We start from the raw sequence: 19,806 nt of genomic DNA on the forward strand, positions 1-19,806 counted from the left end.
TGTTTTACTAAAAAAACTGAAATTAATTTCCTTTTAATCGCTGCCATAATTCAGAAATTAGCTTTTTTCCATCACGATTATCTTTAGGTTCTTCAGTAAAAGTAACCTTTCCAGAAACATCAACATCCATTCTATATTTAAATACAAAATTTTCAGCCTTGGGCGTTAAACTCAACAATCCAAATCGTAAATCATTAAAATAAAGCACATTATCTTTTTTATTGATAGTATACCAGCCTTCGGAAATAGCAATCATACGTTTTACACTTTCGTCTTCAACAAGATTACCTAATAATTCATGATTTTTAGGATAGCTTTCAAAAGTGATGGGTTGTGTGTCAAAAAACGAATAATTAGCAAGCAAATAAGCATCTTCAGTTTGCACATTTGCACTCCAAAGTATGGTGTTTAAAGGTGAAGGTCTCGTATCAATTTCTAAATATGCAATGTTTTGATTGTTTAAAGCAGCTTCAAATTTAGTATAAGAAACCCATTTTAAAAGCAAAGTTATCACTAAATAAGATGTGCTTAAAATTAAGCCCATGTTGTTATACAAGCGTCGTTTTTTGGTGGTACGCTTTTGGCGCATAGCCAAAATTAAAAAAACTAAAAAAGGTATGGTGTATAACGGATCGATAACAAAAATATTCTTGAAAGCCAAACGTAAATCGAAAGGCCAAAACAACTGAGTTCCCCATGTGGTATGTGCATCTAAAATAGGATGCGTAACAAACGACCAAAAGAACAACCAAGACCAATCTTTAAAATTCTTATACGTTTCATACCTAGAAACAAGCCACCCGAAAATAGGAGCAAAAAGCACGGAAAACACAATAGAATGTGTAAATCCGCGATGTATGGCAAGCGCAGAAACTGTGTCTGTAAAAAATGAGGCAAACACATCTAAATCTGGAATAGTACCCGCGATAGCACCATAAAGCATAGCTTTATTTCCAACTTTCCGACCTAAAACAGCCTCGCCAATAGCGGCTCCTAATACAATTTGAGTTAATGAATCCATATAGGTTGTAAAAGTAGACTAATTATAAAAATTGTTATGAGTTTAAACATCTAATTTAGCTAAAATTACCTGTTTGAAAATGTACAAGCTTAACCAAAAGTAGGCTTGCACTAATAATTTATTTTACGGTGCATTATCTACTGTATTTATTCATATAAATATTTGAAACCATTAAAACCCCCATTAAAACAACTAGCAATACCATTATAAAAATTGAATCTTTATGCTTGATATGAGCGACTAATGCGGTTAGAAGAAACAAGCCTACCCCTGCGTAAGTCCATTCTTTCAATTGTAACGGTGCCATTGGTATTATTAATAAAATTGCAGCTATAAATTTAAGCACTGCTAATTCTATTCTAAAAAAATCAGGAAAACCTAATTCCTTAATCCCATCAATGGTGCTTTTACTAAAGATATAAGAATAAGAACTTAGCAGAAGAAAAACAGAAACTATTACTGTAGAGGACCAATATATTATTTTCATAAGTAGTATTTATAGAAAGCTATTTTTTATTTGGTTCACGATTTTAGTTCCATCCGGATCTGCTTTTGTTTTTAATTCACAAAAATCTTCAGCCCATTGCGAAGTTCGAATTCTTAATGGTGGGTTTTCATTTTGTGCCACATTTAAAACCACATTGGCAACTTCGGCGCCTGTTTGGTAAACTTGCTCTGTGCTTTCTTCAGCTCTTTTTTGATTTCCTGCCATATATCTTTCAAAAATTGGTAAATATTCACCTGTTGCGAATTGTCCCTCTTTAGCTGTTTTTTCAATAGCAGATGTCATAAACTCGGTAGCTATTCCTCCTGGTTCTACACATGTAATTTTAATATTGAAAGCATCACTAACGTAAGTCGCCAAACCCTCCATAAAGCCTTCTACAGCAAATTTGGCTCCACAATATAACTCATTAAAAGGCTGCCCAATTAAACCACCAACTGAAGTGATACTAATAATTTGACCACTTTTTTGTTTTCTCATAAAAGGGAGCACGGCTTGCGTACAGAATACAACACCATGGTAATTAACTTCGGTAACCCATCTAATTTCCTCTTCTGTAGATTGTTCGGTAGTTTTTGCAAAACCTGCTCCTGCATTATTTAGCAACACATCTATTTTACCATCTTTCTCTATAATGATATTAACAGCAGATTGAATAGATTCGATGCTTGTTACATCTAAAGATAACAATTCAATGTCTAAATTTTCTTCTTCTATTCTCTTTTTTAATGCTTCTGCCTTTTTTAGATTTCGCATGGTTGCATAAACCTTGTAATTGTTCTTCGCAAATAGAATTGAACTTTCGAATCCTACACCTGTTGACGTTCCTGTAATTAATATGCTTTTTTTCATAACTAAATTTTATGGAATGAATATTCACTCCAGTTGTTAAATAAATTTTTTTTACTCTTTAATTGCGTCCCAAACCATTCGTATTTGGTTTTCAAGAGATACCGGTTTTACTTCGGGTTGATTAAAATACCATCTTAAATAGGATAAAATAGCACCACCAATGAATATTAGCATTTCATCTATTTCAATATTTTTGATAATACGTTCTTCTTTTCCTTTCACTAATAAATTTAATACAGGAGCTACTGATTTCTCACCCACTGTCCTACTTTCGTCAGTGATTATGGGTGAAGCTTGTAATTGCTCCATAAATTTAAAATATGATGGATTATTGATAAAAAAGTCAATAATTGAACTGAAATAATTCTCAAACTGTGATTTAATGGGCTTCTCTAAACTAAAGTCTATAAAAACAGATTTTTCACTTTCCTTTATATTTACATAAATCTCATTGATCAATAACTCTTTGTTTGGGAAGTAGTTATAAATAGTTCCCATGCCTGTACCTGCTGCTTTTGCAATAGCTGACATAGGTGTATTATGAACTCCTTTTTCTGTAAGAAGGCTAAGAGCTGCTAATAATATGGATTCTTTCTTATTCACATTGCAAATATAAACCAATTGGAATGAATATTCCAATTGGTTTAATAATTATTTAACTTTGATAACAAAATCAATATTTAAATAGCTTACCACCCCCAAATTCTAAACATAAAAAAACTCAACGATATAGTACCGTTGAGTTTTTCAATATTATAATTAAGGCCTGTTAATTACACACAGTAAAACTATTTTACATAGCACCCCATTCTTTTAAAGAAGCTGTGTTCATTTTAATATAACCATCGTTACCGGCTTTCTTAGAATAAACTAATGATTCTTTTGCAGCTTTAATAGCACCTGCTTTATCACCGTTTGCAGCATGAATTAATGCTTGTCTGCGTAAGTAATAAAAACGAGGATTATCTTTAGTCATCTCAACAGCTTTATCAATCCATTCTGTTGCTTTTTTCATGTCTTTTCCTTCAGCTAAATAATAAGCAGCTGCAGCATAATAATCTCCTTCACCAGGACCAGCCATTACTTTATCGATAGCTTTTGAAACGGTTTGCTCTGTAGGAACAGTAAATGGTACTGCAGCATAAGAGTTCTCCCAAAGTAACTCAAGCTTAGCTCCATTATTAGTTATACTATTAATATCAATAGTAAATGTCTCTACTACAAACGGAATTGGTTCTACAGCTACTTTTGCAGATACAGCTACTTTGCTATCATCCCAATTTTGAGGTGTTCCCCAATTATTAGTATCGGTGTAAAAAAGAAACTCCCATTCTGTAGCCGAAATTAATCGTGTAAATAAAGCATAGGTACCAGCTTTTAATGCTTTTCCTGCAACTTCAACATCATTACTAAATGTTATTTTAGTATTCTCATTTGCTCCTGTTCTCCAAATAGTTCCAAAGCTCTCTAAATCTCCAAAAACTTTACGTCCTTTAACTCCCGGTCTAGAATATTCGATAGTAATATCCGTTAATCCCACTTTTTGCTCAAATTTTGCTTTTGGACTTGGTTGTGGCGTTTCAATCTGTGCATTTACTGTGTAAACCGTAGTAAATGCTAATAAAATTAATAGTAGTTTTTTCATCTTAGTTTTGATTATTAATATGCTATAAAATTACACATCAAAAGACCGATAATTGTTAACAAAAGCTTAAAAAAATAATATTAGTAAAAAAGCTTTAAATAAGGTAAAAAATACCATTTTGATAAGTTCTATAAACAACTCTTTTTTTTTCAGAATAAACTATAAAAACCCTTAATTTGAATATATAACCCTCTCAATCATTAAAATTTAGCTAAATTTTTGCTGTAAAATCAAAAAATTTATAATATTTTATTATATTGTCGAATTGTGAATAATACACAATGTGTTTTACTCCAAAAAAATTACTAGAAAAACGATTATTATATATGGAACTAATTGAAAAAGCGGTTGAATTTGAACAACGCAAACATACTTTTAAAACTACCAGTGAACGAATAGAAGCTTCGAGAGAGGTTAAAGACCTTATTTTAAGTCTAAACGACGTATACAAGGTTGATAAAGACCAAGAAATAATGGACTTAATGAAGCGATTGACTGCAGTTAAACAAAAAATTGAAAAAAGATTAAAAGGTAGACCTTAAGAACAAGGTCTTGTTAGTATTTTTATTGCTAGCAAAAACACTTAGGAAGCATTAATTTACTTCATAAAAAAGCAGTATTTCATAACTTATGAAATACTGCTTTTTTTATTGACAAGATTAAAATTCTTGCCTATTCTATTTTTTATAATATTTTACATGCCCTCGGTAAGCAAAAGCCCCAAGTACAGCTACAATTGCACAAGCAATAAGTATAAACTTAACGCTTACAATTTGATCGCCACTAGCGTAGCTATGTAAACCTGCTAAGTAGAAGTTTACTCCAAAATACGTCATTAATATACTTGCAAAAGCGATTATAGAACAAAGGTTAAAAAACCAACGTCCGCGTAATCCTGGTACTAAACGCATGTGTATTACAAAGGCATAAATCATGATACTAATAAGTGCCCAAGTTTCTTTTGGATCCCAACCCCAATAACGTCCCCAGCTTTCATTAGCCCACATACCTCCTAAAAAGTTCCCTATGGTAAGCATAACCAAACCTACGGTTAAGGCCATTTCGTTTATTACTGTTAACTCCTTAATATTAAGGAGCATTCTTTCTTTATTCTCCTTATTGGTGAAAATCATTAAGAATAACGACACCACACCTAAAATCATACCTAATGTAAATGGTCCATAACTCGCAACAATTACTGCCACGTGTATCATTAACCAATAACTATTTAAAACCGGTTGTAAATTAGCAATAGCAGGATCCATCCAGTTCCAATGCGCAATCATTAAAATCATTGCGGTTACAAAAGCGGTAGAAGCCATGGTTAAATCACTCTTTCTTCCAAACAGTAATCCAAACAACATAGTAGCCCAAGCTACATAAATCATAGACTCGTAGGCATCACTCCACGGCGCGTGACCAGACAAATACCAACGTACAATTAAACCTGCTGTATGCAGCACAAACAAACCGATAACGATAAACTTGAATACTTTAATTGCCGTGCTTAAACCTTTACTATGTGATTTAAATATTTGAAAAACTAACAAGACAAACATTATTGTACCTGCATACATGTACCAGCTAAATAATTTTTTAAAAATATCGTACTTATTATATAGAACTTCTGTTTTTACTTTTTGATCGCTAAGCATTACCGAACCACCATATCTGTGCTGTGTATCTTTAAAAGCCTTTAGAAGTTTTGAAGCTTCAGAGAAATCTCCAGATTTTTTAGCAGCATTTAAAGTATATAAATATGCCAGGAATCCGCTTTTCACAAAATTGTTGTAAAGTGAATCTTTTATAACGGTTGGATCTTCTTTGAATTCGAAATTAGAAATCCATTTGTGGTTATCATCATTTGGAATTGGGAATATTTTTAATGAACGTCCTTCAACTGTATTAAACAATAAGTTTACACGTTGATCGGCTTCTTTAAATTCCTTCTGAAAACCATTTGGCACTTGTGCTTTGTAGGCTTCATCTAAATAAGGCGCTAAAATATATTCTCCCCTTTCGGTGAAAAAATCCGCTAACGTGGCATATTGCTCATCTAAATCTACACCAATCATATGGCGAATAGAATCGGCTTTTTTAGTTTTTAAATAAATAATTGGCACATTGTACCATAACTGTGGACTTTCTTGAATAGACAGAAACACTTGATTAGCATCAAACTCTTCATAAGAGTCATGCTTGCTTAATTTTCTAAGCATTTCCGATGCATAAGTGTTTACAGGCATCATACGTCCGCTTAAATCCTGAATAACCAAATTTCCAAATTCAGAGGCATGTTCTTTTGGAGTAATATTAGCTCTTAAAACAGAATCTATCTGTGTTTTTGTTGGCTTGTTGCTGTGGTTGTGCCCATCGTTTGCCGAATGCTCTTGAGCAAAACCTTGCAATCCAAAACATAATAGCACAACTGCCAAAGTCTTAGCTTTTTTAGCTTTTAACTTTTTGAGTTGTTTTTCTAAATCGCCAAAACGAGAATGCTTAGAAAACAAAATAGCCATCATGCCAAAATAAAGCATAAAGTAACCAATATAGGTAATTAATGATCCCCAATAATCATGGTTTACAGAAAGTATAGTTCCCTTTTCATCTGGATCAAAACCCGATTGAAAAAAGCGATACCCATCATGATCTAAAATATTATTCATAAAAATTTTGTAATCAAAATCTTCTTCACGCTCATCTAAAACCGTAACCTCACTAGAATATGCAGAGTAACCTCTTTCTGTTCCAGGATAGCGTTCGGCCTCAAAATCGTTCAATTTAATAGAAAATGGCAATTCAATTTTTTTAGATCCATATTTAAAAGCAAAATCTAATCCCCCTACTTTAATTTGCTTAAAACTACTGTTAGTACCTTTACCTCCGAGTAAACCAACACTTTTAGTTTCTCCGTTGGCGGTTACTTTCAACACCACACCATCTTCATCATTTTTAAGAAATTGTGCTTTTTTAACTACATCAAAAACACCTTTAACAACAGGTTTTGGAAATACAATTTGCATGTTCCCAATAACATATCGAGAACGTAAAATTAAAGGCTGTATACTATCTTTTACAAGTAAACCCTGAGCACGTGTTGCCATGGTCATGTATTCACCATCGAAAGGCGAATTAATAGTTAGATTATCGTTTTCTAAAGTAATATTTATAGCTCCATCGGTTGGTTTATTTAATGCAAATAACACATTGTGAACACTAGATACTTGACCTACTTTTAAGAAATGATTATGCGGCCCACTAGTTCCTGCTTCTACTATTTTTAAATAAGACTCTCCGTTTTCGTCAGGAATAATATCTTCTTCTGCCCCAACAATAAACTTCTCTAATTTTATATTTATAGGTTGTTTGTTGTATTCTGTATTTAAATTGAAATCGTTTTCTAAACGCCCAGAAAAATCTACTTCGGTTTCTAAAACACGACGTTGCGCTACTCCATCTACTAGAAAATCACCATCTACGTAAGTTGTTATATATGTTTTTTGAGAAAGAAACGAATTTTCTGTGTCACCTTCACGAATAGCCATCATGCCTTCAAAACTTGCGTAACGCGTAATAAATGCACCTATAAGTATAAATATAAATGCTAAGTGAAGAATGAACGTTGCCCACTTTTCTTTTTTGTACAATCTAAAACGAACTATATTACCTAAAAAGTTAATCACGAAAAACACCATAATACCTTCAAACCACCATGTATTGTAAATTAAATTACGTGAGTATGGCGTTGGAGACATATCTTGTCCGGCATCTAAAAATGTACCGGTTGCCATGGCCGCCGCAAAAGCAATAAATAAAACTGAAGTTAAACGTGTTGAGAAAAGAATGTTGGCTAGTTTTTTTTGCATGATAAAGGCCTTTTTAAGGTCGTGCAAATTTAAGGATTTAAGTTTATTCTTAAGTGTTAAAACTGTTATAAAATATTGGAATAAAGTAGGTAGAAACGCGCTAAGAATATCTTACTTCATTTAATATTGATTTAGATGAAAAATGAAAGCCAAAAACATGAGGCACTACCCCATTCTAGCTTCAAAAATTTTTAGATATAAGAATGAGCCCATTTTACGTGCCTTAAATTTGGCGTTTTGAGCAAAATCGCCTTCAAAAAGTTCATCGATGGTTTCTAGCCATAGGTTTAACCAAAGTCCGAAATGCTGCTCAGTAATTGTGTTTTTATTATCGGCATCTACTTTAATATGCGTTTCTAAAGGATTGCCTGTGTATTTCGTTTTTAAAAACAGACTGGCTTCCCAGAAGGTTGTTAAACGCTCTAGGTGCGCATCCCAATCTTTTATAACATCGTTAAAAAAAGGCGCTAACACCTCGTCTTTCCTTACTTTTATGTAAAAGGATGACACCAATAAGTAAATATCGTCGCGGGTTTCTAGGTCTTTTTTCATAATTCAAATTTAAGATTTATTTTAATACTTATCTCTTCTCAATAGGCGATTACATTAATATGAATACTTTTTATTCTTTAACAGCAAACCGTGTTACTAAAGTGTTTTGGAAAGCTGTGTTTTAATGAAAACCCAAGACTTGGCGGATAAGGCGTGAGGGATTGAACGGCCTGTTTGAGCTCCCCGACCTTAGAAGGGAGCGAGTAGTGATAGCCCGACCCTTGGGGCACGCGCAAATTATTTTGATTTATTAATTTGAAATTGGTAATTGCTTAGTATTTTTGCAAGATGATTTCAGTAGTAATTTTAGGAGCTGGCAATGTAGCTAGCCATTTGTATAGAGGTTTTCGCGAGGCAGATAATGTAACTGTTTCTCAATGGTATAACAGGAGTTTAGATTCGATTTCGGAGCATAGCAATGAGGTTGATATTACGGACGATTTATCGAATTTAAAGGTTGCCGATGTGTATATCTTGGCGGTTAGTGATGATGCTATTGCAGAATTATCGGAACAACTTCCGTTTGAAGATCGTGTGGTTGTGCATACTTCTGGAGGTGTTGGGGTTTACGATTTAGATAAAAAACACAGACGTGGTGTACTCTACCCGTTACAAAGTTTTACTAAAGGTGCAGAACTTGATTTTGCAAATGTGCCGATGTGTATTGAAACAATTTACAAGGATAGTTACCCAATGTTAAAGGAATTAGCCTTAAGTTTAGGTGGCCCTATACAGAAGGTAAATAGCGACCAAAGGCGCGTGTTACATTTGGCTGCGGTTTTTGTTAATAATTTCACGAATCAGTTATATAGAATTGGTCATGAAATTACGGAGAGCGAAGGGGCCGAGTTTGATATTTTAAAGCCATTGATTTTAGAAACTGCTAAAAAAATTGAGCATTTATCGCCTTTTAGAGCACAAACTGGCCCAGCAAAACGCCACGACAAAAAAACAATTAAAAAACATTTAAAAATATTGGATAACAATATTGAACATAAAAAGATTTACGAACTGCTTACAGCATCAATACAGAAAACACATGGAAGAAAAAAGCTATAAAGAGTATTTGGAACATATTACCACCTTTGTTTTTGATGTAGATGGTGTACTTACCGATGGTACGGTTTCGGTTTTAACCAACGGTGAAATGTTAAGAACCATGAACGTTAAAGATGGCTATGCTATTAGATCTGCCGTGGATAAGGGTTATAACTTATGCATTATTTCTGGCGGAAAAAATGATGGCGTTCGTATACGTTTGGAAGGTTTAGGTATTAAGGATATTTATCTGGGTGCGAAAAATAAAATTGAGCAACTAGACGACTACCTAACAACTAATGATATTAAATCGGAAAACGTGCTTTATATGGGCGACGACATTCCTGATTACCCCGTAATGAAAGGTATTGGCCTGCCTTGCTGTCCGCAAGATGCTGTTCCGGAAATTAAGAGTATTTCTAAATATATTTCGCATAAAAAAGGCGGAAAGGGCGCGGTGCGTGATGTTATTGAACAGGTTTTGAAAGTACAAGGAAAATGGAGCGGTTTTTATAGCGCACAGTTTGACTAATTTGTAAATTTCATTATCCGACCTCGCAGTTTTACTTTTTTAATTATTCATTTTATTTCATAAATGCTTAACGTCTTAAATCTTATTCGATGGAAGAATTTATTAATGATTGCCTTAACGCAATTATTAGTTAAGTATGCGCTTCTAGAACCTTTTGGGGTTGCTATTAGTTTGGATGGCATTGGCATTTCTCTTTTAATTTTTGCTACTATTTGTATTGCCGCCGCAGGAAATATTATTAATGATATTTACGATATTGAAACCGATTTTGTAAATAAGCCACATAAACTTATTGTTGGCAATTCTATCTCCGAAAAAACGGCTTACAACCTTTTTATAGTCTTAAATTTTATTGGCGTTGGCGTTGGTTTTTACTTATCTCACGCTGTTGGTAAAAGTGCTTTTTTCTCCCTTTTTGTTATTATTTCGGCTTTGCTATACGTTTATGCTACTTATTTAAAACGGACACTTTTAATAGGTAACATTGTAATTTCCATTCTTGTTGCTCTAAGTGTTTTAATTGTTGGTATTTTTGAACTACTGCCCGCACTTACTTTAGAGAACAGGGACATTCAACTTACATTTTTTAAAATTATTTTTGATTATGCCGTGTTTGCATTTCTACTCAATTTAATACGAGAAATAGCCAAAGATGTGGAAGATATTGATGGTGACTACAAAGCAGGCATGAACACCTTACCTATTGCTATTGGTAGAGATAGAACGGGTAATGTTTTGTTTGTGCTATCGTTAATTCCGGTTTTAATTCTTATTTACTACATTGTAAACTCGCTATATAAAGATATGCTTTCTACGGGTTACTTTGTCTTTTTTATTGTAGGTCCGCTAATTTTTACAAGTATTAAATTGTTTAGTGCTAAATCGAAAAAAGACTATCACTTAATAAGTAGTTTAATAAAATTGGTGATGTTTTTTGGCGTACTTTCCTTGTTAATTTACTATTTTAACTTGAAAAATTAAACGATTCCTAATAGTTTTGGAATACACGTGTAAAACCGTAAATAAATAGGTTTTATTAACTACTAATATACCTCAGTTGTTCACGCTGAAACTTTTAAACATATGCTTAAAGAGAAACTTAAAAATTACAATATTATTCTAGCTTCAGGGTCGCCACGTAGGCAGCAATTTTTTAAAGATCTTGGTTTAGATTTTGAAATAAGGCTAAAGCCTGTTAAAGAAGAATTCCCAAATAGATTAACGCATTTTGAAATTAGCGATTATTTAGCGCAATTAAAGGCGGCCCCCTTTAAAGATGAATTGCAACCAAATGATATTTTAATAACCAGCGACACCATAGTTTGGCATAACAACAAAGCTTTAGGCAAACCAACGGATGAAGCTGATGCGTTCCAAATTTTGAAATCTTTAAGTAATGCCACGCACGAGGTAATTACATCGGTTTGTTTTACAACAAAAACAACATCTAAAACACTTTACTCCGTTACTAAAGTAAGTTTTAAAGATTTTACAGACGAAGAGATTCTGTATTACATAAAAACAGCTAAACCTTTTGATAAAGCAGGTGCTTACGGTATTCAAGAATGGATTGGACAAGTTGGTGTTACCAAGCTCGAAGGTTCTTATTTTAACGTTATGGGCTTACCAACGCATTTGGTTTATCAAACCTTAAACAAGCTTGCCGAGCAACCCGCTTAAAAACAAAGATAAACCCGTCTTGCTTTGCTTTCTAGCGTATATTTGCAGCAAATTTTAAAACCTTAAAACATGCAGTTTTTTGAAACGTTTAAAAATGAATTAATAAACACAGCTATTGTGCTTGTTGTTTTGTTAATCATTAGATCCTTAATCCATTTTGCTATTACAAAAATTGGACACACAAGTGGTATAAACGATGCTAGAATACGCTTAATTAGACGTTACATAACCGTAACTTTATTTTTAATTGCTATTTTAATAGAATCCTTTATATTCGGGGCACAAGTACATGATTTAGCTGTTGTTTTTTCTTCTGTTTTTGCCGTTATCGGTATTGCGTTATTTGCAATTTGGTCTATTTTAAGTAACATTACTTCTGGTATTATTATGTTTTTCAACTTCCCGTATAAAGTGGGTGATAAAATTGAAATTCATGATAAAGATTTCCCTATAAAAGCTATTATTGAAGACATTAGAGCCTTTCAAATTCATTTAAGATTAGATAATGGAAACTTAGTAACATACCCTAATAACTTAATGCTACAAAAGGCCGTTACCTTAATACAAAAAGATGCTATAGACGAGACTGTTGATGATGGTGTTGATGCTATTTAAATTATTTATATTTATATCTTTATCTAAATACAATTTTTAATGGCTAAGACTAGAAAACATAACTACAAGAAAAAAGCAGGTCAAGTACCGGGAACAGCCATTTATACAGGTTCAAAATCTTCAGAAAAACTCTTTATTGAAGTTTTCGATTATAATGAAACTCAATTTACAGAAAAACATTTAACCGATGTTTCGGAAACCTTTCAGTTTAAAGGCAGTGATTCTATTACATGGGTTAATCTAAATGGACTTAACCATGTTAAGGAAATTGAAAAACTAGCTAAACATTTCGATTTCCACCCTTTAGTTTTAGAAGATATTGTAAACATCTCGCAACGTCCGAAAATTGATGAATACGAAGATTATTTCTTCGTTGTTTTAAAGATGTTGTATTATGATAAAGATGAAAAAATAATATCGGAACAAGTCAGTTTTATTTTAGGGAAAAACCATGTTTTATCCTTCCAGGAATCTGAAGGAGATGTTTTTGATGCCGTTCGAGAGCGTATTAGAACAGCAAAAGGACGCGTAAGAACCATGGAATCCGATTATTTGCTCTATGTTTTAATAGATGCTGTGGTCGACTACTATTTTAATATTATTGAGATCTTAGGTGATAAAATTGAAGATTTTGAAACTGATATTTTTAACGGAAATGCCACAGATGACGTCAGTCAGAATATCCAAAATCTAAAACGTGAAATACTAAAAGTACGCCGCGCTATTTTTCCGCTTCGCGAAGTAATAAATCGTATTGAAAAAAGTGACAATGCTTTAATTTCTAAACAAACACTTAACTACTATCGTGATGTTTACGATCACCTTATTCAAGTCTCAGAAAACATAGATATTTACCGCGAGATGATTTGGAGTTTAATGGATATGTACATGACAACCATTAGTAATAAAATGAATGAGGTAATGAAAGTACTTACCATTATGGCTTCCATTTTTATTCCTTTAACCTTTATTGCTGGTATTTATGGTATGAATTTCGACTATATTCCAGAGCTCCACTATCAACATTCTTATTTTATTCTTTGGGGTGTAATGATTGTTATTTTTATAGGAATGCTTATTTATTTTAAGAAGAAAAAATGGTTGTAAACCTTCAAAATATGTCTAAAAACTCAATAGACTTCCTCATATAAAAACATAAAGTTAAAGAAACATTAAAACCAACTTAAACCCTTTCAATCTTTGCTATATTTGGAGCTTAGCTAACTACCTTTTTTATGCAAAGCACGAAGTATTATTTTATATTACTAGTTTTTACTGTTTCATTTTTACAAGCACAAAAACCCAAAACACCAACATCTACCGAGATTTACGAATCTATTGAAAAACTCAACTTTTTAGGTTCGGTATTATATGTTGCTGCTCATCCCGATGATGAAAACACCCGATTAATTTCATACATGTCTAATGAAGTTAAAGCTCGTACAGCCTACCTATCTTTAACACGTGGCGATGGCGGACAAAACCTTATTGGCCCAGAAATAAGAGAACTATTAGGTGTTATTAGAACTCAAGAATTACTAGCTGCAAGACGTGTAGATGGTGGCGAACAATTTTTCTCTAGAGCTAACGATTTTGGTTACTCTAAACATCCCGATGAAACTTTAGAAATATGGAATAAAGATCAAGTTTTAAGCGATGTAGTTTTAGCCATTCGCCAGTTTAAACCCGATGTTATTATTAACAGGTTCGACCATAGAACTCCGGGCAGCACACATGGTCATCACACCAGTTCTGCCATTTTAAGTTTAGAAGCTTTTGATTTAGCAAACAAAAATACGGCTTATCCCGATCAATTAAAACAAACCGATTTATGGCAACCAAAACGCCTATTTTACAATACAAGTTGGTGGGCATATGGTAGCGAAGAAAAATTTAATGCTGTTGACAAAAGCAACATGCTAACTTTTGATATTGGTGTGTACTATCCGTTAAAAGGCTTATCGAATAACGAGGTTGCGGCACAAGCTAGAAGTCAGCATTTATGTCAAGGTTTTGGTCGTGTGTTAGATCGTGGATCGCAAAACGAATACATTGAGTTTTTAAAAGGTGATCCTCTAGGTGAAAACAAAGATATTTTTGAAGGTATTGACACCTCATGGAATCGTGTAAAAGGCGGAAAAGCTATTGGAGATATTTTATATGAAGTGGAGGATAATTTCAATTTTAAAGATCCGTCCCAGCATCTTCCGCAATTAATTGAAGCCTATAAATTACTTCAAAACATAGAAAACGAACACTGGAAAACTCAAAAAACAAAAGCGTTAAAGTCGATTATATCGATGTGTGCTGGTTTATATTTAGAAGCATCGGCAGAAACACCGTGGGCAACTCAAAACGAAACCGTAACCTTAGATCTTGAAGTTTTAAACCGAAGCAATCAAAATATTAGACTGGAAAGCATTAAAAATGCCAATAGTGTAAATATTTCTAAACATATTGAATTAACAGAAAACACCAAATTCAACTTCAAAGAAACCTTTAAAGTTGGTAGCCATCAAACACCTACTACACCTTATTGGTTAACTAAAAAAGGAACTTTAGGTATGTATCAAGTAGATGATACGAGTTTAATTGGTTTACCCGAAACACCTAGAGTTTACCAAGTAGATTTTAATCTTCTTATAAATAATACACCTATTACGTTCACTAAAAATGTGGTTTATCGTTTTTCTAAACCAGAAAAAGGTGAATTGTATCGTCCGTTTGAAATTATCCCAGAAGTATCTGCTAAAATCACCGAAAAGGTTATTATTTTAAATTCTGATGCACAGCACGATATTTCCGTTGTAGTAAAAGCTGGCCGAAATGACTTAGAAGGATCTGTAGAAATTTGTCATCCAAAAGACTGGAGCATATTTCCTAAAAGCCAAAAAATTTCAATTAAAAATAAAGGCGAAGAGCAAACCTTAGTTTTCACTGTAATTCCTCCTAAAAACCAAAGTGAAGGTACTATTAGCCCTATGGTTCACATTGACGCTAAAGATTACACCAAAGAACTAATTGAAATTGATTACGACCATATTCCCTTCCAAACGGTTTTACTACCAAGCGAAAGCAAAATTGTACGTTTAGATATTAAAAAGAAGGGTGAAAATATTGCCTACATACAAGGTGCTGGCGATGTAGTTCCAGAAAGTTTACAACAAATAGGATATCAAGTTCGTATTTTAAAACCAGACGAAATTAATGCCGAAACCCTAAGTAATTTTGATGCCGTTGTGGTTGGTATTAGAGCTTATAACACGGTTGAAGAAATAAAATTTAAGCAAGATTTATTGTTCGATTTTGTCGCTCAAGGCGGAAATATGATTGTACAGTACAACACCAATCATCGCTTAAAAGTTGATAATTTAGCACCTTTTGATATTACACTTTCTCGTGATAGAGTTACCGATGAAACAGCAGAAGTTACATTTTTAAACCCTGAACATCCCGTTTTAAATTACCCTAACAAAATTACACAACACGATTTTGAAGGTTGGACGCAAGAACGTGGTTTATATTTCCCAAGTAATTGGGCACCTGCCTTTACTCCTATTTTATCTATGCATGATAAAGGTGAAACCGATAAAAAAGGAAGTTTACTTGTTGCTAAACACGGTAATGGCTACTTTATTTATACTGGCTTAAGCTTTTTTAGAGAATTCCCTGCTGGTGTTTCTGGTGCTTATAGACTGTTTGCAAACATGCTTTCTATTGGTAAAGAAGATTTAAAACAAGAAGCAAAACTAAACGATTAATTATGGAAGAAAATCAACCCAAAAAACCAGTTTGGTTAAAATTATATTCTGTAGTTTTAATTGCCAACGCCATCTATTTTATTCTGTTTTATTTAATTACAAAAGCCTTTTAATTTATGGAAACTTTAAATTGGATCGATTGGGCCGTACTTTGCTTTACACTAATAGCCATAGTAGCTTACGGAACATACCAAACACGAGGCAGCCGTAATGTACAAGATTATTTAAAAGGCGGGAACACCTCTAAATGGTGGACTATTGGCTTATCAGTTATGGCTACACAAGCTAGTGCTATCACCTTTTTATCAACACCAGGGCAAGCCTTTAATGATGGTATGGGCTTTGTTCAATTTTACTTTGGCTTACCAATAGCTATGGTAGTTATTTGTATGGTTTTTATACCCTTATACCATAGATTAAAAGTATATACAGCATACGAATTTCTCGAAAATAGATTCGATTTAAAAACGAGAACCTTAACAGCAATTCTATTTTTAATTCAGCGTGGTTTAGCAGCCGGAATCACCATTTTTGCTCCTGCTATTATACTTTCTGTTGTTCTTAAATGGGATTTACTCACCCTAAATATTGTTATTGGCTTACTCGTTATTATCTACACCGTTTCTGGTGGTACACGCGCGGTAAACGTCACGCAAAAACATCAAATGGTTATTATTTTTGTTGGTATGTTGGTGGCTTTCTTTTTAATTGTGAGCAAACTACCGCAAGACATTACTTTTAGCAAAGCGCTTGATATTGCTGGAGCTAGCGGAAAAATGGAAGTTTTAGATTTTTCATTCAATTTAAATAACCGTTATACATTTTGGAGTGGTATTATTGGTGGTACATTTTTAATGTTATCTTATTTTGGCACCGACCAAAGCCAAGTACAGCGTTACCTTTCGGGCAAATCGGTTAAAGAAATGCAATTGGGTTTAATTTTTAACGGACTTTTAAAAATACCGATGCAATTCTTTATTTTATTTGTGGGTATAATGGTTTTCGTGTTTTATCAATTTAATGAAGCACCTGTAAACTTTAACCCAACCGCTACGGAGGTTGTGTTACAATCTAAATATGCCGATGAATACAAAACACTTCAGGCAGAACAAACAGCTATTTTTAACGATAAGCAAAACATTATTAAATCGTTCTTAAATTCTGATAATCCAGATGCTTCAAAATACATTGCATTAGCAAATGAAGCCAATGATGAACTAAGAAAAGAAGCCAGAGATTTAATTGATAAAGCTTCGGAAAGTGAAAACATAAAAATAGAAAGCAATGATAAAGATTATGTGTTTATCCATTTCATTTTAAATAATTTACCTCGTGGATTAATCGGTTTACTTTTAGCCGTTATTCTAAGTGCAGCCATGTCTAGTACCGCAAGTGAATTAAACGCTTTGGGCTCTACCACTACCATAGATTTATACAAACGAAATACTAGCGAAAAAACCGAAGAAGAGATGGTAAAAGCATCTCGCTGGTTTACTTTTGCTTGGGGAATAATAGCTATAGGCGTAGCTTGTGTTGCAAATTTGGCCGAAAACTTAATTCAGTTGGTAAACATTATTGGTTCTATATTTTATGGTAATGTTCTTGGTGTTTTTCTTCTAGCATTTTTCTTTAAATTTGTAAAAGGTAATGCCGTATTTATTGGTGCATTATTAACACAAGTTATTGTTATTGCACTATATCTATTAGATTTAAACGAAGTGATTAATCTACCATTTCTATGGTTAAATTTTGTGGGTTGCGCTATTGTAATTTCAATTTCATGTATCATCCAAACACTTATTCCAAATGACAAATCAATCAGAAGTTAAAACTATAAACTGGGGCATTATTGGCTTAGGAAATATTGCTAATAAATTTGCATCAGATTTATTAACCATTCCAAATACTAAACTTTACGCTGTAGCTTCGCGTTCACAGGAAAAAGCAGATTTGTTTGCTGATAAATATGATGCTACTCATGCTTTTAACAGCTACGAAGCCTTAGTAAAAGATAAAAACATTGATGCTGTATACATAGCAACACCACATGCTTTACATAAAGAAAACACCTTATTATGCCTAGAACATGGCATAGCCGTTTTATGTGAAAAACCATTTGCTATGGATGCCAATGAAGTTAGCATGATGATAGCGAAAGCCAAAGAAAAAAATGTGTTACTCATGGAAGCACTTTGGACATACTTTTTACCACATTATCAATTTGTTTTAAAGGAACTGAAAAATGAAACTTACGGCAAACTTCTAAAAATGGAAGCCGATTTTGGTTTTCATCGTGATTTTGATACATCGTCTAGATTGTTCAACAAATCTTTAGGTGGTGGAAGTTTATTAGATATTGGTATTTACCCCATTTTTGCAGCATTGTCTACTCTAGGGCTTCCGAAAGATATGCAAGCCGATGCTACTTTTTTTGAAAATGGCGCCGATTCTACGTGCAGCATGACCTTTACTTACCCCAATGGTGAAACTGCTAAACTAAAAAGTACACTTTTAGAACCTACTCCAACCGAGGCTGTTTTTTATTGTGAACACGCAACTATCAAAATAAATACCATGTTCCACATGCCAACTACAGTAACTGTAATTGCTAACGGGGAAGAAAAGACTTTAGATTTTGGTTATAAAACTATTGGCTATAACTACGAGGCTATTCATTTTAATGAATTAATACGTGCAGGTAAAACAGAAAGTGATGTTATGACTTTCGAGTTTAGTGAAAAACTTATAAATGCTTTAGATACCGTTAGAAAACTTATTAAGCTAGAATATTAAAAGCATATTTTCTTTAATAAATTATAAATCTGTCCGATAAGTTCGTAATTAACTTATCGGACATTTTTGTTATATTTAAAATCTGTAATAAAACATGAATATAGGGTTATACTTATGTTGTACCCAATTTGAGAAAAACCGAAATCTGAATGAATAACACGAAAAAAATCATACTTCGGATTTTAATTGCCTCAAGTGTAATTCTGATTTTGCTCGTCGGACTTTTTATTTTTGTGATTAAAAAAAACGGAATTACGGAATTTGACAAAAAGAATAGTGATTACCAGCCAGCATTAGTCAAAACCGAAAAGACTACGCCTGAATTTGAGCTTGGAAAAGAAATTTTTATGGAAGATTGCCGAAAATGTCACGTGTCAAAAGATATGAAACATAACTATCTTTATGGAATCGTGGAAAAAGTCGGAACTGATTATTTAAAAATTTATTTAACTAAACAAGATTCGTTACTAAATGCAAAGGACGAATATGCTCTGGAAATAAAAGAATTTTGGGGCAATAACGGAACAATACATAATTTTAATTTCACAGAAAACGAATTGAATTTATTAATAGAATATTTGAAATAAAAACTGGGTACAACAAAGTACTGTGCTAAAAAACAAGTAAAATCTTATTAATTTTTCACTAGCGCACTTTTATATTCCTTGTCAAATATTAAACCCGATTTTGCAATAGCAAAAGCTTGTTTTAATAGCTTATTACATACCGCTATTAATGCTAATTTTTTACTCTTTCCTTTTGCTACTAATCGTTCATAAATATCTCTGCATGCTTTATTGTATTTACAAGCTGTAAAACTGCACATAAATAATAAATTCCTGAGTTTTTGATTGCCCATTTTACTAATTCGTGGTCGTCCTTTTATACTACTTCCACTTTGCCTAATCACTGGAGTTAATCCTGCGTAACTACATAATTCTGCTGC

19 protein-coding genes are annotated in these 19,806 nt (G+C 33.1%); 11 read left to right on the top strand and 8 right to left on the bottom strand.

Going from position 1 to position 19,806, the window contains the following annotated elements; genetic code table 11:
- Positions 1-22: 22 nt before the first annotated feature.
- From BM246_RS02950 to BM246_RS02970, 5 genes are all read right to left on the bottom strand, one after another.
- A complete protein-coding gene (locus BM246_RS02950) occupies positions 23-1,021 on the bottom strand; it encodes a metal-dependent hydrolase (protein WP_074935717.1) in 999 nt (332 codons plus the stop codon).
- A 133-nt stretch (positions 1,022-1,154) separates the two neighbouring features.
- Complete coding sequence (locus BM246_RS02955; RefSeq protein WP_042504533.1) at positions 1,155-1,508, bottom strand: DoxX family protein; 354 nt, start codon at positions 1,506-1,508, stop codon at positions 1,155-1,157.
- 9 nt (positions 1,509-1,517) lie between these two features.
- Positions 1,518-2,378 (bottom strand): SDR family oxidoreductase, encoded by an 861-nt coding sequence (locus BM246_RS02960; RefSeq protein WP_074935718.1) that lies wholly within the window; start codon positions 2,376-2,378, stop codon positions 1,518-1,520.
- A 51-nt stretch (positions 2,379-2,429) separates the two neighbouring features.
- Entirely contained in the window at positions 2,430-2,981 is a 552-nt protein-coding gene (locus tag BM246_RS02965) for a TetR/AcrR family transcriptional regulator (RefSeq protein WP_074935719.1), read from the bottom strand.
- A 190-nt stretch (positions 2,982-3,171) separates the two neighbouring features.
- Positions 3,172-4,023 carry a DUF2911 domain-containing protein gene (locus tag BM246_RS02970; RefSeq protein ID WP_042504527.1) on the bottom strand — a complete coding sequence of 284 codons (852 nt, stop codon included), beginning with the start codon at positions 4,021-4,023 and terminating at the stop codon, positions 3,172-3,174.
- Between the two features lie 326 nt (positions 4,024-4,349).
- Here BM246_RS02970 and BM246_RS02975 point away from each other — a divergent pair, with 326 nt between their 5' ends.
- Positions 4,350-4,565, top strand: coding sequence for a hypothetical protein (locus tag BM246_RS02975; RefSeq protein WP_042498369.1), 216 nt, complete (start codon positions 4,350-4,352; stop codon positions 4,563-4,565).
- Positions 4,566-4,700: 135 nt separating this feature from the next.
- Here BM246_RS02975 and ccsA read toward each other — a convergent pair whose 3' ends face one another.
- Complete coding sequence (gene ccsA / locus BM246_RS02980; RefSeq protein ID WP_074935720.1) at positions 4,701-7,889, bottom strand: cytochrome c biogenesis protein; 3,189 nt, start codon at positions 7,887-7,889, stop codon at positions 4,701-4,703.
- Between the two features lie 165 nt (positions 7,890-8,054).
- Positions 8,055-8,441 (bottom strand): group III truncated hemoglobin, encoded by a 387-nt coding sequence (locus tag BM246_RS02985; RefSeq protein ID WP_074935721.1) that lies wholly within the window; start codon positions 8,439-8,441, stop codon positions 8,055-8,057.
- Between the two features lie 288 nt (positions 8,442-8,729).
- On the opposite strand from BM246_RS02985, the gene BM246_RS02990 reads away from it, so the two are divergent.
- The 10 genes from BM246_RS02990 (at position 8,730) to BM246_RS03035 (ending at position 19,447) form a co-directional block, all read left to right on the top strand.
- Complete coding sequence (locus BM246_RS02990; RefSeq protein WP_042504520.1) at positions 8,730-9,500, top strand: Rossmann-like and DUF2520 domain-containing protein; 771 nt, start codon at positions 8,730-8,732, stop codon at positions 9,498-9,500.
- Entirely contained in the window at positions 9,481-10,011 is a 531-nt protein-coding gene (locus BM246_RS02995) for a KdsC family phosphatase (RefSeq protein WP_042504517.1), read from the top strand. Before BM246_RS02990 ends, BM246_RS02995 begins: the two co-directional genes overlap by 20 nt.
- A gap of 63 nt (positions 10,012-10,074) precedes the next feature.
- Positions 10,075-10,992: a geranylgeranylglycerol-phosphate geranylgeranyltransferase gene (locus BM246_RS03000; RefSeq protein WP_074935722.1), complete on the top strand. Its 918-nt coding sequence runs from the start codon at positions 10,075-10,077 to the stop codon at positions 10,990-10,992.
- Between the two features lie 102 nt (positions 10,993-11,094).
- The gene (locus BM246_RS03005; protein ID WP_042504514.1) at positions 11,095-11,691 is read left to right on the top strand and encodes a Maf-like protein; all 597 of its coding nucleotides are present in this window, start codon (positions 11,095-11,097) and stop codon (positions 11,689-11,691) included.
- A 69-nt stretch (positions 11,692-11,760) separates the two neighbouring features.
- Positions 11,761-12,306 carry a mechanosensitive ion channel domain-containing protein gene (locus tag BM246_RS03010; RefSeq protein WP_074935723.1) on the top strand — a complete coding sequence of 182 codons (546 nt, stop codon included), beginning with the start codon at positions 11,761-11,763 and terminating at the stop codon, positions 12,304-12,306.
- 39 nt (positions 12,307-12,345) lie between these two features.
- Positions 12,346-13,413, top strand: a complete 1,068-nt coding sequence (gene corA / locus BM246_RS03015) for a magnesium/cobalt transporter CorA (RefSeq protein ID WP_074935724.1) — start codon at positions 12,346-12,348, stop codon at positions 13,411-13,413.
- A gap of 128 nt (positions 13,414-13,541) precedes the next feature.
- Positions 13,542-16,067: a PIG-L family deacetylase gene (locus BM246_RS03020; RefSeq protein ID WP_042498361.1), complete on the top strand. Its 2,526-nt coding sequence runs from the start codon at positions 13,542-13,544 to the stop codon at positions 16,065-16,067.
- Positions 16,068-16,183: 116 nt separating this feature from the next.
- Positions 16,184-17,896: a sodium:solute symporter family protein gene (locus BM246_RS03025; protein WP_042504503.1), complete on the top strand. Its 1,713-nt coding sequence runs from the start codon at positions 16,184-16,186 to the stop codon at positions 17,894-17,896.
- Positions 17,874-18,860 (top strand): Gfo/Idh/MocA family protein, encoded by a 987-nt coding sequence (locus BM246_RS03030; protein ID WP_074935725.1) that lies wholly within the window; start codon positions 17,874-17,876, stop codon positions 18,858-18,860. Before BM246_RS03025 ends, BM246_RS03030 begins: the two co-directional genes overlap by 23 nt.
- Before the next feature lie 149 nt (positions 18,861-19,009).
- Positions 19,010-19,447, top strand: a complete 438-nt coding sequence (locus tag BM246_RS03035; protein ID WP_042504502.1) for a c-type cytochrome — start codon at positions 19,010-19,012, stop codon at positions 19,445-19,447.
- 47 nt (positions 19,448-19,494) lie between these two features.
- Here the strand turns inward: BM246_RS03035 and BM246_RS03040 are convergent.
- On the bottom strand, positions 19,495-19,806 hold a 312-nt coding region (locus tag BM246_RS03040; RefSeq protein WP_139221832.1), incomplete at its 5' end, for a transposase.

Origin of the sequence: Algibacter lectus (assembly GCF_900112395.1) — a bacterium.
In the GTDB taxonomy this organism is placed as follows: Bacteria; Bacteroidota; Bacteroidia; order Flavobacteriales; family Flavobacteriaceae; genus Algibacter; species Algibacter lectus.

Excerpts from the sequence above, each read along its gene's own strand:
- BM246_RS03030 (WP_074935725.1), top strand. The coding sequence starts at position 17,874 with ATGACAAATCAATCAGAAGTTAAAACTATAAACTGGGGCATTATTGGC.
- BM246_RS02985 (WP_074935721.1), bottom strand. The coding sequence starts at position 8,441 with ATGAAAAAAGACCTAGAAACCCGCGACGATATTTACTTATTGGTGTCA.
- BM246_RS02955 (WP_042504533.1), bottom strand. The coding sequence starts at position 1,508 with ATGAAAATAATATATTGGTCCTCTACAGTAATAGTTTCTGTTTTTCTT.
- BM246_RS02960 (WP_074935718.1), bottom strand. The coding sequence starts at position 2,378 with ATGAAAAAAAGCATATTAATTACAGGAACGTCAACAGGTGTAGGATTC.
- corA (WP_074935724.1), top strand. The coding sequence starts at position 12,346 with ATGGCTAAGACTAGAAAACATAACTACAAGAAAAAAGCAGGTCAAGTA.
- BM246_RS02975 (WP_042498369.1), top strand. The coding sequence starts at position 4,350 with ATGGAACTAATTGAAAAAGCGGTTGAATTTGAACAACGCAAACATACT.
- BM246_RS03010 (WP_074935723.1), top strand. The coding sequence starts at position 11,761 with ATGCAGTTTTTTGAAACGTTTAAAAATGAATTAATAAACACAGCTATT.
- BM246_RS02950 (WP_074935717.1), bottom strand. The coding sequence starts at position 1,021 with ATGGATTCATTAACTCAAATTGTATTAGGAGCCGCTATTGGCGAGGCT.
- BM246_RS03005 (WP_042504514.1), top strand. The coding sequence starts at position 11,095 with ATGCTTAAAGAGAAACTTAAAAATTACAATATTATTCTAGCTTCAGGG.
- BM246_RS03020 (WP_042498361.1), top strand. The coding sequence starts at position 13,542 with ATGCAAAGCACGAAGTATTATTTTATATTACTAGTTTTTACTGTTTCA.
- BM246_RS03025 (WP_042504503.1), top strand. The coding sequence starts at position 16,184 with ATGGAAACTTTAAATTGGATCGATTGGGCCGTACTTTGCTTTACACTA.
- ccsA (WP_074935720.1), bottom strand. The coding sequence starts at position 7,889 with ATGCAAAAAAAACTAGCCAACATTCTTTTCTCAACACGTTTAACTTCA.
- BM246_RS03035 (WP_042504502.1), top strand. The coding sequence starts at position 19,010 with ATGAATAACACGAAAAAAATCATACTTCGGATTTTAATTGCCTCAAGT.
- BM246_RS02995 (WP_042504517.1), top strand. The coding sequence starts at position 9,481 with ATGGAAGAAAAAAGCTATAAAGAGTATTTGGAACATATTACCACCTTT.
- BM246_RS02990 (WP_042504520.1), top strand. The coding sequence starts at position 8,730 with ATGATTTCAGTAGTAATTTTAGGAGCTGGCAATGTAGCTAGCCATTTG.
- BM246_RS03000 (WP_074935722.1), top strand. The coding sequence starts at position 10,075 with ATGCTTAACGTCTTAAATCTTATTCGATGGAAGAATTTATTAATGATT.
- BM246_RS02970 (WP_042504527.1), bottom strand. The coding sequence starts at position 4,023 with ATGAAAAAACTACTATTAATTTTATTAGCATTTACTACGGTTTACACA.